This window comes from Aeromonas sp. ASNIH2, from assembly GCF_002934795.1.
Taxonomy (GTDB): Bacteria; Pseudomonadota; Gammaproteobacteria; order Enterobacterales; family Aeromonadaceae; genus Aeromonas; species Aeromonas caviae.
The window spans coordinates 1,548,825-1,563,943 of the sequence record NZ_CP026406.1 but is presented as its reverse complement, the minus strand read 5'-3'; the positions used below and the strand labels follow the sequence as shown (position 1 = coordinate 1,563,943).

At 63.5% G+C, this 15,119-nt stretch carries 15 protein-coding genes and 2 pseudogenes; 14 read left to right on the top strand and 3 right to left on the bottom strand.

Annotated features, from left to right (window positions below; all coding sequences use genetic code 11):
* Positions 1–46: 46 nt before the first annotated feature.
* The 3 genes from pckA to hslR form a co-directional block, all read right to left on the bottom strand.
* On the bottom strand, positions 47–1,672 hold the full coding sequence (gene pckA, locus C3F36_RS07165) for a phosphoenolpyruvate carboxykinase (ATP) (RefSeq protein ID WP_069784268.1): 1,626 nt from the start codon (positions 1,670–1,672) through the stop codon (positions 47–49).
* A gap of 149 nt (positions 1,673–1,821) precedes the next feature.
* Positions 1,822–2,706 (bottom strand): Hsp33 family molecular chaperone HslO, encoded by an 885-nt coding sequence (hslO, locus tag C3F36_RS07160; protein ID WP_010675729.1) that lies wholly within the window; start codon positions 2,704–2,706, stop codon positions 1,822–1,824.
* Positions 2,707–2,810: 104 nt separating this feature from the next.
* A complete protein-coding gene (hslR, locus tag C3F36_RS07155; RefSeq protein ID WP_010675728.1) occupies positions 2,811–3,209 on the bottom strand; it encodes a ribosome-associated heat shock protein Hsp15 in 399 nt (132 codons plus the stop codon).
* A 216-nt stretch (positions 3,210–3,425) separates the two neighbouring features.
* Between hslR and exeC the strand changes: the two genes are divergently transcribed.
* The 14 genes and pseudogenes from exeC (at position 3,426) to exeN (ending at position 15,091) form a co-directional block, all read left to right on the top strand.
* Positions 3,426–4,274 (top strand): GspC family type II secretion system variant ExeC, encoded by an 849-nt coding sequence (gene exeC / locus C3F36_RS07150; RefSeq protein WP_270821372.1) that lies wholly within the window; start codon positions 3,426–3,428, stop codon positions 4,272–4,274.
* Positions 4,275–4,295: 21 nt separating this feature from the next.
* A complete protein-coding gene (exeD, locus tag C3F36_RS07145) occupies positions 4,296–6,350 on the top strand; it encodes a GspD family T2SS secretin variant ExeD (RefSeq protein ID WP_010675726.1) in 2,055 nt (684 codons plus the stop codon).
* The gene (exeE, locus tag C3F36_RS07140; protein ID WP_041211720.1) at positions 6,350–7,855 is read left to right on the top strand and encodes a GspE family T2SS ATPase variant ExeE; all 1,506 of its coding nucleotides are present in this window, start codon (positions 6,350–6,352) and stop codon (positions 7,853–7,855) included. Before exeD ends, exeE begins: the two co-directional genes overlap by 1 nt.
* Position 7,856: 1 nt before the next feature.
* On the top strand, positions 7,857–9,077 hold the full coding sequence (exeF, locus tag C3F36_RS07135) for a GspF family T2SS innner membrane protein variant ExeF (protein WP_039040588.1): 1,221 nt from the start codon (positions 7,857–7,859) through the stop codon (positions 9,075–9,077).
* Between the two features lie 116 nt (positions 9,078–9,193).
* The gene (gene exeG / locus C3F36_RS07130; protein ID WP_010675723.1) at positions 9,194–9,625 is read left to right on the top strand and encodes a GspG family T2SS major pseudopilin variant ExeG; all 432 of its coding nucleotides are present in this window, start codon (positions 9,194–9,196) and stop codon (positions 9,623–9,625) included.
* 47 nt (positions 9,626–9,672) lie between these two features.
* Complete coding sequence (gene exeH, locus C3F36_RS07125) at positions 9,673–10,236, top strand: GspH family T2SS minor pseudopilin variant ExeH (protein ID WP_104454792.1); 564 nt, start codon at positions 9,673–9,675, stop codon at positions 10,234–10,236.
* Between the two features lie 74 nt (positions 10,237–10,310).
* On the top strand, positions 10,311–10,655 hold the full coding sequence (exeI, locus tag C3F36_RS07120) for a GspI family T2SS minor pseudopilin variant ExeI (RefSeq protein ID WP_010675721.1): 345 nt from the start codon (positions 10,311–10,313) through the stop codon (positions 10,653–10,655).
* A 44-nt stretch (positions 10,656–10,699) separates the two neighbouring features.
* Positions 10,700–11,341 carry a GspJ family T2SS minor pseudopilin variant ExeJ gene (gene exeJ, locus C3F36_RS07115; protein WP_103858238.1) on the top strand — a complete coding sequence of 214 codons (642 nt, stop codon included), beginning with the start codon at positions 10,700–10,702 and terminating at the stop codon, positions 11,339–11,341.
* A 25-nt stretch (positions 11,342–11,366) separates the two neighbouring features.
* Positions 11,367–11,441 (top strand): annotated as a pseudogene (locus tag C3F36_RS23780) (type II secretion system protein GspJ); the annotation flags it as partial.
* A 25-nt stretch (positions 11,442–11,466) separates the two neighbouring features.
* Positions 11,467–11,541: pseudogene (locus C3F36_RS07110) on the top strand (type II secretion system protein GspJ); the annotation flags it as partial.
* Complete coding sequence (gene exeK, locus C3F36_RS07105) at positions 11,531–12,550, top strand: GspK family T2SS minor pseudopilin variant ExeK (protein ID WP_104454791.1); 1,020 nt, start codon at positions 11,531–11,533, stop codon at positions 12,548–12,550. The pseudogene C3F36_RS07110 and the gene exeK, both read left to right, overlap by 11 nt.
* 113 nt (positions 12,551–12,663) lie before the next feature.
* The gene (exeL, locus tag C3F36_RS07100; protein ID WP_104454790.1) at positions 12,664–13,848 is read left to right on the top strand and encodes a GspL family type II secretion system protein ExeL; all 1,185 of its coding nucleotides are present in this window, start codon (positions 12,664–12,666) and stop codon (positions 13,846–13,848) included.
* The gene (gene exeM / locus C3F36_RS07095) at positions 13,845–14,336 is read left to right on the top strand and encodes a GspM family type II secretion system protein ExeM (protein ID WP_010675717.1); all 492 of its coding nucleotides are present in this window, start codon (positions 13,845–13,847) and stop codon (positions 14,334–14,336) included. Before exeL ends, exeM begins: the two co-directional genes overlap by 4 nt.
* Positions 14,333–15,091 (top strand): GspN family type II secretion system protein ExeN, encoded by a 759-nt coding sequence (gene exeN / locus C3F36_RS07090; protein ID WP_104454789.1) that lies wholly within the window; start codon positions 14,333–14,335, stop codon positions 15,089–15,091. The genes exeM and exeN overlap by 4 nt, the downstream gene beginning before the upstream one ends.
* The last annotated feature ends 28 nt before the right edge of the window (positions 15,092–15,119 follow it).

Sequence of the window (15,119 nt, the reverse complement as noted above, 5' to 3'; positions counted from 1 at the left end):
CAGCAGGGCTGACCGGTACGGGATTGTGAGACGCGAGGCGCGTTTCTTACAACTGCGGGCCCGCCGCGACCAGGCGTTTGCCTTCGTCGTTGTCGGTGAAGCGCTCGAAGTTCTTGATGAAACGCCCGGCCAGATCGGCCGCCTTGGCATCCCACTCGGCCTGGTCGGCATAAGTGTCTCGCGGGTCCAGGATGGCGGGGTTGACGCCCGGCAGCTCGGTCGGCACTTCCAGATTGAACACAGGCAGTACCTTGGTCGGCGCCTTTTCGATGGAACCATCCAGGATGGCGTCGATGATGCCACGGGTATCCTTGATGGAGATCCGCTTGCCGGTGCCGTTCCAGCCGGTGTTGACCAGATAGGCTTCAGCCCCTGCCGCTTCCATCCGTTTCACCAGCTCCTGGCCGTACTTGGTCGGGTGCAGGCTGAGGAAAGCCGCGCCGAAGCAGGAGGAGAAGGTCGGGGTCGGCTCTGTGATGCCGCGCTCGGTACCGGCCAGCTTGGCGGTAAAGCCGGACAGGAAGTGGTACTTGGTCTGCTCCTTGGTCAGCTTGGCGACCGGGGGCAGCACACCGAAGGCGTCTGCGGTCAGGAAGATCACCTTGGTGGCGTGACCTGCCTTGGAGACCGGCTTGACGATGTTGTCGATGTGATAGATGGGGTAGGAGACCCGGGTATTCTCGGTGCGGGAACCGTCGTCGAAGTCGATGGTGCCATCGGCGGCCACGGTCACGTTCTCCAGCAGCGCATCGCGGCGGATGGCGTGGTAGATGTCCGGCTCCGCCTCTTCGGAGAGCTTGATGGTCTTGGCGTAGCAGCCCCCTTCGAAGTTGAACACGCCGTGATCATCCCAGCCGTGCTCGTCATCGCCGATCAGCTGACGCTTGGGATCGGTGGAGAGGGTGGTCTTGCCGGTGCCGGAGAGGCCGAAGAAGATGGCCACGTCCCCATCCTTGCCCACGTTGGCGGAGCAGTGCATGGAGGCGATGCCGCGCAGGGGCAGGAAGTAGTTCATCATGGAGAACATGCCCTTCTTCATCTCGCCACCGTACCAGGTGCCGCCGATGAGTTGCATCTTCTCGGTCATGTTGAAGGCGACGAAGTTCTCGGAGTTGAGACCCTGCTCCTTCCAGTTCGGGTTGGTGCACTTGGCACCGTTCATCACCACGAAGTCCGGTTTGAAGGCCTTCAGCTCCTCTTCGCTCGGGCGGATGAACATGTTCTTCACGAAGTGCGCCTGCCAGGCCACCTCGGTGATGATGCGCACCGCCAGGCGGGTGTCCGGGTTGGCGCCGCAGAAGCCGTCCACCACGAACAGACGCTTGCCGGAGAGCTGTTTGGTGACCAGCCCTTTCAGATGTGACCACACTTCCGGGGTAATCGCCTTGTTATCGTTTTTACCCTGGTCAGACCACCACACAGTATCCTGGGTAGTGGCATCTTTGACGATATATTTATCTTTAGGGGAGCGGCCGGTGAAGATGCCGGTGTTGACGTTGACGGCGCCAAGCTCGGTGACGACGCCACGCTCGAAGCCCTCAAGGTCTGAGCGGGTCTCTTCAGCGAAAAGCTGCTCATAGGAGGGGTTGCGAACGATTTCCTGGCTGTTTTTGATACCGTATTGGTCCAGCTTCAGTTGTTGGGCCAGGGTGGGTTCTACCACGATTGTCATTGTATTCTCCTGGGTTCAGAGGTGTGTAGGGTTCTATCTGACGTTCATGCTACCACCTAGGTGGTAGTTTTTAGCGATCGCCATCAAACTTTATAAAATAGGGTATTTTTTTGTTATTTAAGTTAAAGGCGGGTTTTGCCCGCCTTTGATTAGTGTAACTGGTTTGCATCATTACCGGGAGCCCTGCTGAACAGGGTTTCGATGTCTATCCCGTCGAATTCGTAGTGGGCGCCGCAGTAATCGCAGTGCATGTCGATCTTGCCGAGCTCCTGCACCATGGATACCGCTTCCTCCTTGTCTATCTGCAGCAAGGCCCCTTCGCAACGGGCGCGGGAGCAGGTGCAGCGGAACTCGATGGCCTGGGGATCGAACACCCGTACCTTGTCCTGGTGGTAGAGGCGGTAGAGGATCTCTTCCGCGTCCAGACCGAACAGCTCTTCGTCCTTGATGGTGGTGGTGAGCTGGACCAGGTGGTCGAAATCTTCGCTGTGATCCTCGCTCTGGGCCGGCAGCTCCTGCAGCAGGATGCCCGCCGCACGGGGCTCGCCCTCGTGGTGGCCGGTGCGGATCCAGAGGCGGGTGGCCAGTTGTTCGGACTGGGCGAAGTAGTGCTCCAGGCAGGCCGCCAGGGTGTCGGCCTCCAGGGCGATGATGCCCTGATAGCGCTCTCCCTGATCCGGGGTGATGGTGATGACCAGATGGCCGTTGCCGATCAGGCTTTGCAGCTTGCCGTCCGTCGGCAGTTCCCCTTCATAGCGTGCCACGCCGCGCAATTGCTGGTTGTTGTCGCCGTTGATGACGGCCAGACGTACCGGACCGTCCCCCTGCAGCTGCACCGTGATGGAGCCTTCGAACTTGAGGGTGGCGGTCAGCAGGCTGGTGGCAACCAGCAGCTCGCCCAGCAGGTGCTGCACCTGTACCGGGTAGTTCTGGGCGTCGATGATGTGGCGGTAGGTACGATCCAGCTGGACCAGCTCCCCACGCACTTCGTACTCTTCGAACAGATAGCGATACAGGAGGTCTTGGTTACTCATCATGGTTTCCTAGGATGTTCTTGGGGAAAAATAAACACATTGTTAAACAGGTGGTTAGGAACTAATTCCTCCACCTGTCGTCATAAAGGGGCCACAGACGCGGATTAGGATTGCTTGACCCGGATAAGCTGGCGTCGCTCCTGCTTGTCAGGTCGGCGCTCCGGGCTTGGGGCAAACTGGCTGTTGAAGCGGCGGGCTTCGCTGTTTTCGGCCCGTTTCTTCAGGCTGGCCTCTGTCTCTTCATAGAGTTGCTGGGCCAGCGGGGCGGATTTGCGCTGCTCGCTCACCTCGAGCACCCGCACCTCCCGCTCGTCCTGGCCTTGCCAGAATCGCACCAGGGCGCCGACCTCGACCGCCTTGCCCGGCTTGGTGCGCTGGCCGTTGTAGTGCACCTTGCCGCCGTCGATCTGATCCCGCGCCAGACTGCGGGTCTTGTAAAAGCGGGCGGCCCACAGCCACTTGTCGAGACGGACCTGAGTGCTGCTTTGTGCTGGATTCGACATGGATCGGCTCCGGGATGGCTGAAAAGGTGCCTGATTATACCAGAGGCGGGCCCCGGGATAGAAACAGGGGGCATCCGGGTGTGACGGAAACTGAATTTTCACCCCTTGGTCCCATCCGGTCGGTTGTCTCTGGGTCCATTGCCGTACACAATAGCCAACCGACTTGGATGCCAGACAATTTTGAGAAAGATGACGCTACCGTTCAGGGATGATTTGTTGACTTCCCTTCTGGCTCGCTGCAAGGCCATGCCACTTTCCCGTTTCAGCCAGCCCCTGTTCTGGCTTCTGCTGCTGTTGCTGGCCCAGCAGTGTGCCGTGCTCACCTGGCGCCTGTACGAACTGGCCCAGCCCGCACCCCTGACCCCCTGGCAACCCTCGGTCACCTCGGTGCAGGGGAGTGGTGGCGATCGCCTCGATCTTGGCAACCTCAGCCGCCTCTCTCTCTTTGGCAAGGCGCTGCAACCCCAGGCGGACAAGGCGGCAGAGACGGTGGCGGCGGATGCCCCGAAAACCCAGCTCAACGCCCAGCTCAACGGGGTGCTGGCAAGCTCGGATCCCGCCAAGTCCATCGCCATCATCGCCCACAACGGGACACAGAACTCTTACGGCATCGGGGACTACATCGACGGTACCCAGGCCAGGATCCGCCAGGTGTTTGCCGATCGGGTCATCATCGCCCGGGACGGCCGTGACGAGACCCTGATGCTGGACGGGGAGGAGTATGGCAAGCCTCTGCCCAAACCGGCCCGCCAGGAGGGGCTCTCCTCCGTGCGCAGCGAACTGCTGGGCAACCCGGGCAAGATCACCGATTACCTCAATATTTCTCCGGTCCGGGTGGACGGTCGCATGACCGGCTATCGCCTCAATCCGGGTCGCAATCCGGAACTGTTCAATCAACTCGGACTGGTCGCCAACGATCTGGCGGTCAGCATCAACGGCCTGGATCTGCGTGACAGCGCCCAGGCCATGCAGGCGATGCAGCAGGTGGCGGGCGCCACGGAAATGACCGTCACCGTCGAGCGGCAAGGACAGCTCTACGACGTCTATGTCGGCTTGTCAGAATAATGAATTGGAGTAGCACCAAGAATGACAAATAAAGGGAAGGGCTGGCGTCTGGCCACCATGGCGGCAGCCTTGATGATGGCCGGTTCTGCCTGGGCCACCGAGTATTCCGCCAGTTTCAAGAACGCCGACATCGAGGAGTTCATCAACACGGTCGGCAAGAACCTGAACAAAACCATCATCATAGAGCCATCGGTACGCGGCAAGATCAACGTGCGCAGCTATGACCTGCTCAACGAGGATCAGTACTACCAGTTCTTCCTGAGCGTGCTCGACGTTTACGGCTTTGCCGTGGTGCCCATGAACAACGGCGTGCTCAAGGTAGTGCGCTCCAAGGATGCCAAGACCTCGGCCATCCCCGTGGTGGATGACACCAACCCCGGCGTGGGTGACGAGATGGTGACCCGGGTGGTACCGGTGCGCAATGTCTCGGTCCGTGAACTGGCCCCCCTGCTGCGTCAGCTCAACGACAACGCCGGCGGCGGCAACGTGGTCCACTACGAGCCCTCCAACGTGCTGCTCATCACTGGCCGCGCCGCTGTCGTCAACCGCCTGGTGGAGGTGGTTCGCCGGGTGGACAAGGCGGGGGATCAGGACATGGACGTCATCAAGCTCAAGTTCGCCTCCGCCGGCGAGATGGTGCGGCTGGTGACCAACCTCAACAAGGATGGCAGCAATCAGGGGGCCAACGCCTCGCTGCTGCTTTCCCCCAAGGTGGTGGCCGACGAGCGCACCAACTCCGTGGTCATCAGCGGCGAGCCCAAGGCCCGTGCCCGCATCATCCAGATGGTGCGCCAGCTCGACCGGGATCTGCAGAGCCAGGGCAACACCCGGGTCTTCTACCTGAAATATGGCAAGGCCAAGGATCTGGTGGACGTCCTCAAGGGGGTCAGCTCCAGCATCGCCGCCGACAAGAAGGGCGGGGCGGCTGCCACGGCCACGGGCGGCGCCAGCATCGGCGGCGGCCAGCTCGCCATCTCCGCCGACGAGACCACCAATGCCCTGGTGATCACCGCCCAGCCGGACGTGATGGCCGAGCTGGAGCAGGTCATCGCCAAGCTCGACATTCGTCGTGCCCAGGTGCTGGTGGAGGCCATCATCGTCGAGATATCGGATGGTGACGGCATGAACCTCGGGGTGCAGTGGGCCAACACCAATGGCGGCGGCACCCAGTTCACCGACACCGGTCTGCCCATCGGCTCCCTGGCCATCGCCGCCAAGGATTACAAAGACAACGGCAACACCGACGGCCTGTCATCCCTGGCGGGCAGCTTCAGCGGCATGGCGGCAGGCTTCTATCACGGGGACTGGGCGGCGCTGGTGACGGCGCTCTCCACCAACAGCAAGAACGACATCCTCTCCACCCCGAGCATCGTCACCATGGACAACAAGGAGGCCTCCTTCAACGTCGGTCAGGAAGTGCCGGTGCAGAGCGGCTCCCAGAGCTCCACCACCAGCGATCAGGTGTTCAACACCATAGAGCGCAAGACGGTGGGGACCAAGCTGGTGGTGACGCCCCAGATCAACGAAGGAGATTCCGTGCTGCTCAACATCGAGCAGGAGGTCTCCAGCGTGGCACAGAAGCAGGCGACCGGGACCGCCAACCTGGGCCCCACCTTCGATACCCGCACCGTGAAGAACGCCGTGCTGGTCAAGAGCGGCGAGACAGTGGTGCTGGGCGGCCTGATGGACGAACAGACCCAGGAGCAGATCTCCAAGGTGCCCCTGCTCGGGGACATTCCGGTGCTGGGTTACCTGTTCCGTTCCTCCAAGACCTCCACCGCCAAGCGCAACCTGATGGTCTTCATCCGCCCGACCATATTGCGTGACGCCAATGTCTACTCCGGGGTCTCCAGCAACAAGTACACCCTGTTCAGGGCCGAACAGCTGAGCCGGGCTGCGGAAGAGGGCTATGCCACCTCGCCGGCTCGCCAGGTGCTGCCCGCCTATGGCCAGGACGTGATGATGTCCCCCGAGGTGCAACAGCAGATCCAGAGAATGCAGGCCCAGCAGCAGGCGACCGCCACCGGCGTGCGCGCCCAGGTGCAGGAGCAGCCCTTCGTGCAGAGCAAGCCCTGATGGCCGCCTACCAGCTCGATGGCAGCGAGCTGCCGGCTCCCCTGCCGGAACTGCCGTTCGCGTTTGCCCGCAACTTCGGGGCCATCCTGACCGAGCGCCAGGGTGCCCCGGTGCTGCTCTGTCGTCAGGGGATCTCCCCCCAGACCCTGCTGGAGGTGCGCCGGGTGGCGGGCTGTGCCTTCGCGGTGGAGCAGCTTGGCAACGACGAGTTCGAGACGCTCCTGATGGCCCACTATCAGCGTGACTCCTCCGAGGCGCGTCAGCTGATGGAGGATCTCGGCAACGAGATGGACTTCTTTGCCCTGGCCGAAGAGCTGCCCCAGAGCGAGGATCTGCTGGATGCCGACGACGACGCCCCCATCATTCGCCTCATCAATGCCATGTTGAGCGAGGCGATAAAAGAAGAGGCGTCCGACATCCACATCGAGACCTTCGAGCGGGCCCTGGTGATCCGTTTTCGCATCGATGGGGTGCTGCGGGAGATCCTGCGCCCCCATCGCAAACTCGCCTCCTTGCTGGTGTCGCGCATCAAAGTCATGTCGCGCATGGACATCGCCGAGAAGCGGGTGCCCCAGGATGGCCGCATCTCACTGCGCATCGGCGGCCGGGCGGTGGACGTGCGGGTCTCAACCATGCCGTCCAGCTACGGCGAGCGGGTGGTATTGCGATTGCTCGACAAGAACAACGTGCGCCTCGAGCTCAAGCAGCTCGGCATGACACTGGCCAACCGCAACATCATCAGCGAACTCATTCGCAAGCCCCACGGCATCATCCTGGTGACGGGCCCGACCGGTTCGGGCAAGTCCACCACCCTTTATGCGGCCCTCTCGGAGATCAACTCCCGGGATCGCAACATCCTGACCGTCGAAGACCCCATCGAATATGACCTCGAAGGGGTGGGCCAGACCCAGGTCAACAGCAAGGTGGACATGACCTTCGCCCGGGGCCTGCGCGCCATTTTGCGCCAAGACCCGGACGTGGTGATGGTGGGGGAAATCCGTGACCTCGAGACCGCCCAGATCGCGGTGCAGGCATCCCTCACCGGTCACCTGGTGATGTCGACCCTGCACACCAACACCGCCATCGGCGCCATCACCCGGATGCGGGACATGGGGATCGAGCCCTTCCTGCTCTCCTCGTCGCTCCTGGCGGTACTGGCCCAGCGGCTGGTGCGCACCCTCTGCCCGGATTGCCGCGCACCGCACCCTGTCACCGAGCAGGAGCGTCTGGCCATGGGCATCGAGCTTGCGCCGGATCAGCAGATCTGGCGTCCGGTGGGCTGCGAGCAGTGCAACCACACCGGCTATCGCGGCCGGACCGGCATCCACGAGCTGGTGGTGGTGGACGAGGCGGTGCGCGAGGCGATCCACAGCGCCAGCGGCGAGCTCGCCATCGAGCGGCTGATCCGGGGTCACACCCCCAGCATCCGCCGCGACGGCATCGACAAGGTGCTCAAGGGGCAGACCAGCCTCGAAGAGGTGCTGCGCGTGACCCGGGAAGACTGAGATGGCGGCATTTGAATACAAGGCCCTCGACGGCAAGGGGCGCAACAAGAGCGGCGTGCTGGAAGGGGATTCCGCCCGCCAGGTGCGCCAGCTGCTGCGCGAGCAGGGGCTGACCCCCCTCGAGGTGAACGAGACCACCGAGAAGGCCAAACGGGAGGCGAACCGCTTCGTGCTGTTTCGCCGTGGTGCCTCCACCGCAGAACTGGCCCTCATCACCCGCCAGCTGGCGACTCTGGTGGGGGCCGGTCTCACCATCGAAGAGGCCCTCAAGGCGGTCGCCGAGCAGTGCGAGAAGGCCCACCTGCGCAGCCTGGTGGCGACGGTGCGCAGCAAGGTGGTGGAGGGGTATTCCCTGGCCGATTCGCTGGGGGCCTTCCCCCATGTGTTCGACCAGCTGTTCCGCTCCATGGTGGCGGCCGGCGAGAAGTCCGGTCACCTGGAGAAGGTGCTCAACCGTCTCGCCGATTACACCGAGCAGCGCCAGCACATGCGCACCAAGCTGCTGCAGGCGATGATCTATCCCATCGTCCTCACCCTGGTGGCGGTGGGGGTCATCTCCATACTGCTCACCGCCGTGGTGCCCAAGGTGGTGGCCCAGTTCGAACACATGGGCCAGCAACTGCCGGGCACCACCCGCTTCCTCATCGGCACCAGCGAGCTGTTGCAGCACTACGGCCTCTGGTTCCTGCTGCTCCTTGGCATTGGCGGCCTGATCTGGCGCTGGTGGCTGACCGACGACAAGCGTCGTCGTCGCTGGCACCAGGTGATACTGCGCCTGCCGGTGATCGGTCGGGTCAGCCGCGGTCTCAACACCGCCCGCTTTGCCCGCACCCTGAGCATCCTCAACGCCAGCGCCGTCCCCCTGCTGGAGGGAATGAAGATCGCCGGCGAAGTGCTCTCCAACGACTATGCCCGCATGCGCATCGGTGAGGCCACCGAACGGGTGCGGGAGGGGACCAGCCTGCGCAAGTCGCTGGATGAAACCAGAATTTTTCCGCCCATGATGCTGCACATGATCGCCTCGGGCGAGCAGAGCGGCGAGCTCGACAGCATGCTGGAGCGGGCGGCGGACAACCAGGATCGGGAGTTCGAAACCCAGGTGAACATCGCCCTCGGGGTGTTCGAGCCCATGCTGGTGGTCTCCATGGCCGGGGTGGTGCTGTTTATCGTGATGTCGATCCTGCAGCCGATCCTGGAGCTCAACAACATGGTGAATCTGTGAGGGTCGGGTGCCCGAATAGGCTTCGCCATTCGAACCTGCACATTCAATCGAACGATCGTGGTTTAACAGTTAATCGTTGATGGCTCATGCCATCTCATTTCGTTAGGGAGTCAGTCATGCAAAAGCGTCGTCAATCGGGTTTTACCCTGCTGGAAGTGATGGTGGTCATCGTGATCCTGGGGATCCTGGCCAGCCTGGTGGTGCCCAACCTGATGGGCAACAAGGAGAAGGCGGATCAGCAAAAAGCGGTCTCCGACATAGTGGCGCTGGAAAACGCCCTCGACATGTACAAGCTGGACAACAACCGCTACCCCACCACCGAGCAGGGGCTGGACGCCCTGGTCAACAAGCCGACCGCATCCCCTGAGCCGCGCAGCTACCGTGAAGGGGGCTACATCAAGCGCCTGCCGCAGGATCCCTGGGGCAACCAGTACCAGCTGCTGAGCCCGGGCCAGTTCGGCAAGATCGACATCTTCTCCATGGGGATGGACGGCGAAGCCGGGACCGATGACGACATCGGCAACTGGAACCTGAAGGACTTCCAATAAGTGATTCCGCCGCGTCGTGCTCACTGCGCCACCCCGGGGCTGCCTGCATGAAGGTAGCCTCTTCTGCCCGTCACCAGGCCGGTTTTACCCTGCTGGAAGTGTTGCTGGTCGCCATGTTGATGGGACTGGTGGCGACCGCCGTCACCCTCAGCATGGGGGGCGCCAGGGGGGATCGGGAGCTCGACAAGCAGGCGCGGCGCTTCATGGCGACCCTGCAGCAGGCCCAGGAGTATTCGGTCATGGATGGCAGGCTGCTGGGGCTGCGGGTCGAGGAGAACGGCTGGCAGTTTATGTCCCGGGATCCCAAGGATCGCAAGTGGCGCGCACTGACCGGTGACAAGCTGCTGGGGCCGGTGACGTTGCCGGAGGGGATGACCCTGGCGGTGGAGCTGGAAGGTTTCAACTGGCGTACTGCATCGGACGAACGCCAGGAGCAGGGTCGGGACGAGCGCGAGCGGACACCCCAGATCCTGGTCTTTCCGGGGGGAGAGCACTCTCCCTTCGTGCTGACCCTGAGCCAGCAGGACGAGGATCTGCACTACCTGCGCACCGTCAGGGGGGACGAGTTCGGTCGTCTCTCCCTGTTGCAGGATGAAGAGGAAGAAGAGTGAGGAGCGTCAGGCCCGCAGGGGGCGTTCTAGCGCGTCGCACCGCTCTGTCGGGCGGCCCCGCCCAGGTGCGCGGCATGACGCTGCTGGAGGTCATGGTGGCCTTGGCGGTGTTTGCCATCGCCGGGCTGGCGGTGATGAAGACAGCGAGCGAACACCTGGCCGGCCTCAATTATCTGGAGCAGAAGACCCTGGCGACCTGGGTGGTGGAGAATCAGCTGGTGCAGCAGAAGCTCGAAGGCAAGTGGCCGGGAGACAGCTGGGTGGAAGGGGACGAGGAGATGGCCGGGCAGACCTGGTACTGGCGCTATCGCGGCGTCGCCACGGCGGACAGCAACTTCAGGGCGCTGGACATGGAAGTGCGCACCGCGCCCAAGGCCGACAGTCCGGTGGCCATGATCCGGACCTATCTCAGCCGATGAACATTCATCAACGTGCGTCCATGATCCGGAGCCGGTGTCAGCCGATGATCCAGAGCAACCCCCGCCCATCGCGCCACCGCGGCTTCACCCTGCTTGAGATGTTGGTGGCCATCGCCATCTTCGCCACCCTGAGCCTGGGTGCCTATCAGGTGCTGCAAGGGGTGCTGACCAGCGACGAGGTGGCCAAGCGCAAGGAGGCCCGTCTCTCGGAACTGCAGCTCGCCTTCAGCCTGCTGGAGCGGGACGTCACCCAGATGGTGCCGCGCAGCGGTCGCATCGACGGCGAAAACAACAAGGTGCTGCTGGCGGCGTCCCGCTTCGGCCAGCAGAGCGACGACTGGGGCATGGCCTTCATTCGCGGCGGCTGGCTCAATCCGGACGGCATACTGCCGCGCTCCGGCCTGCAACGGGTGGGTTGGCGTCTCAAGGGGCAGACCCTGGAGCGGTTGAGCTACCTCTATCCGGATCCGGCCATTGGCACCGAGCCGCGCATTCAGCCCGTGCTGACCGGCGTGACGGCGCTGCGCCTCTATTTCTACGACAAGGGACAGTGGAAGGAGGAGTGGACCCAGCGCGACCTGCTGCCCTATGGGCTGGCGGTGGAGCTGGAGCTTGAAGACTACGGCACCATCCGTCGCCAGTTCCTGATCGGAGCCGGTGGCCAGAGGGCAGAGAATGGTAACTGATCGTCGTTTTCCCCTGTCCGTCACGGAGGATGACGGCACTATTCGACGTCGCCAGTTCCTGAGCGGTGCTGGTGGCCAGAGGGCTGAGAATGGTAACTGATCGTCGTTTTCCCCTGTCCGTCACGGAGGATGACGGCACTATTCGACGTCGCCAGTTCCTGATCGGCGCTGGTGGTCAGAGGGCGGACAATGGCAATTAAGCGCCCCAGCCCTCCTTTGGCCCCCGGCAGACAGCGGGGCATGGCCTTGCTGGTGGTGTTGCTCATCCTCGCGGTGATGGTGATCGTCGCCAGCAACATGAGTGGCCGCCTGCAACTGGAGCTGCGCCGCACCGCCAACCTCACCCTGGGCAAGCAGGCCTGGTGGTATGCCATGTCGGCGGAGGCCCTGGTGATCAAGGTGCTGAACCAGGACTTCAAGGACGACCCGGATCGGGTGAGTCTGGGACAGAACTGGGCGCGGGAGGACGGGGTCTTCCCGGTGGAGGATGGCACTCTCTCGGGCCGGGTGCGGGATCTGCAATCCTGCTTCAACCTCAACAGCCTGAGCGTGCCCCTCAAGGAGGGGGAGAACGGCGACGATCTCGATGCCCAGCCTTACCAGTTCAAGGTGTTCCGGGCCCTGCTCGCCCAGCTCGAGGTGGATGATTACGAAGCGGTGCAGCTGACGGACGCCATCCGCGACTGGACCGACAAGGATACCCAGTTGGTCTCGAGCAACGGGGCCGAGGATGCCTACTACGAGGGACTCAATCCTCCCTACCTGGTGGCTAACCAGCGGATGCTGGGCACCGACGAATTGCGGGCAGTGCGCGGGGTGAGCGCCAGCCTGTACGCCAGGTTGGCCCCCTATGTGTGCTCCCTGCCCAATGACAAGCTGGTGGTGAACATCAACACCATCCGGCCGGAACAGGCGGCCCTGCTGGTGGGGCTCTACCAGGGGAAGATCGGGCTGGACGATGCCAAGCGGGTGCTGACCAGCCGCCCCAAGAAGGGGTGGAAGAACAAGCAGGAGATGACGGAGCAGTTGCAGGTTCAGCCGGGTGCCATCACCGGGCTGGATGGCGCCCTGGACATCAAGAGCAGCTTCTTCGAGGCCCGCCTGCTGGCGGAGGTGGGGGAGACCCACGCCAGGCTTGAGACCGTCTTCCAGCGTGGCAAGGACAACAAGCTGGTGATGCTGCGTCGCCTGAGCGGCGGCGCCGAATAACAAGGGGGCGTGGGGCGGTTTCAGCTGCCCTGCGCATCCCCCGATTGGACTGCAACCCATGGCTGTGCGCCCGCCCCCCTGAGGGAGGATCGGGCATGGCAGGAGAGACATTAGTGAGCGAGAGTCTGGTCATCCGTCTGGGGACCAATGCGCAGCAGCCAGTGCACTGGCTGGTCTGGTCGGCGCAGGAGCAGGAGATCATCGCCTCCGGCATCCTGGCCTCGGCGCACGCCCTCGGCGAGCTGCAGGAGCGTGCCGGTGGTCGCCCCGTGGTGACCCTGGTGCCCGGCAGCGATCTTATCTTCCGGCGGGTCAATCTGCCGGGCAAATACAGCCGCCAGAGTGCGGCGGCCCTGCCCTATCTGCTGGAGGAGCAGATCGCCTCAGACGTGGACGATCTGCACCTGGTGGTGCTCGGCCATCAGGGCCGAGAGGTGGATCTGATGGCGGTGGACAAGGGGAAGATGCACTCCTGGCTCGGCTGGCTGGAGCAGGCAGGGCTCAAGACCCTGCACCTGCTGCCCGACGTGCTGGCGCTGCCGCTTGCCGCCGATGGCTGGTCAGCCCTGCAACTGGGGGAGGAGTGGCTGGTCCGCCAGGGCCCCCGTCAGGGCATAGTGGCGGAGGAATCCCTGCTGGCCATGCTGCTGGCAGCGCAGACCGAACCCGTCACCCTTCACTGCCATACTCCCATCCCCGCCATGGCGGCGGGGAACTGGCAGGGGGCTGACCCGGAACTGCCCATGCTGTTGCTGGCGAAAGGGGCGCTGACCTGCCAGGCCAACCTGCTGCAGGGGCCCTATCGTCCCCAGACCGAATACGCCCGCTACTGGTTGCAGTGGCGCAAGGTGGCGGTGCTGGCAGGCGTATTGTTGCTGGTGGCCCTGGTGCAGCGCGGTGTGCATCTGCACCAGCTGACGGAACAGGACAAGGCCCTCAAGGCGGAGATCCGGCAGGTCTACACCCGGATCTTCCCGGGGGAGACGCGCATCGTCAACGTGCGCAGCCAGATGACCCAGCACCTCCAGCAGTTGGGACAGGCTCCGCAGGATGGCGTCCTGTTGCTCCTGAGCGAGCTGGCCCCGGTGTTTGCCGAGGTGCCCGGCCTCAAGCCCGAGGTGCTGCGCTTCGATGCAGCCCGGGGCGAGCTGAGGTTGCAGGTGACGGCCCCCGGCTTCACCGAGATCGAACGTTTCCGCGAGCTGGCGGGCAAGCGCTTCGAGGTGCAGCAGGGTGAGGTGCGAAGCACCGAAGGCAAGGTCGAAGGGGCGCTGGTGCTCAAGGGGAGGTCGTCATGATGGACAAACTGCAGAGCTGGTGGCGCGGCATCAGTGCCCGCGAGCAGCGGCTGGTGGCGGTGGGGGGCAGCGTACTGCTCATCGGGCTCTTCTACTGGGCGATCTGGCAGCCGGTGGCAAATCGCATTGCCGAGCGCGAGCGGCAGGTGGTGAACCAGCAGCAGACCCTGGCCTGGCTCAAGGAGAAGGGACAGGAGGTGCTGGCGATGCAGGGGGGACAGGGGCGCCAGATCGATACCGGCGGTACCCTGGACGGCGTGGTGAACCGCACCGCCTTCAACCAGAAGATCAAGATTGCCCGCTTGCAGCCCCAGGGTCAGGAGCTGCAGGTATGGATAGACACAGTGCCGTTCGATGATCTGCTGATCTGGCTTGCGACCCTCTCGGATCAATACGGCGTCCAGGTGCAGATCATCGAGCTGGCCCGCGAGGGGCTGGCCCCCGGGCTGGTCAAGGTCAGACGTTTGCAGTTGAGTCGTTCCCAATGAAGCGAAAAATAGTGATCGCCAGTCTCTTCCTGCTGGCCTATCTCGGTTTCCTGCTGGCCCAGTTGCCAGCATCCCTGGTGGTGCGCCATCTGCCGCTGCCCCCCAATCTGGTGCGGTTGGAGGGGGTGAGCGGCACCCTCTGGAGCGGTCAGGCCGCCCGGGTGCAATATGCCAGCGAGTCCCTCACCCAGTTGCGCTGGGATCTCGATGGCTGGTCCCTGCTGCGGCTGGCACCCGAGGTGTCGGTGCGCTTTGGCGAGCGCAGCGGACTCAACGGGCAGGGGATCCTGGGTTGGAACGGTGCCGCTTTCGGGCGCGACATCACCCTGAATGCACCGGCCCCCTGGGTGCTGGAGCGGGTGCCGATGAGACCCCCCTTCCCGCTGACGGCGGTGGGTCAGTTGCAGCTCAAGATCGACCAGTTTGCCCAGGGCAATCCCTGGTGCGACAACCTTTACGGGGATCTTCACTGGTATGACGCACAGGCGGACACCCCGGCGGGCAAGCTGGCCCTGGGGGATCCCGAGATCACGCTCACCTGTCTCGACTCCCGGCTGGTGGCCGAGATCAAGCAGGGCTCGGAGGCGGTGCAGGTGCTGGGCAAGCTGGAGTTGCAGGCCAATCGCCAGTACCTGTTCCAGGGCACCCTGAAACCGGGTCCCGAGCTGCCGGACCAGATGAAACAGGGGCTCCCCTTCCTCGGCCAGCCCGATGGGCAGGGGCGCTTCCCGCTGCGTTATCAGGGCCGCATCTGACGGCGTTGCCCATGGTTTGAACCACCCC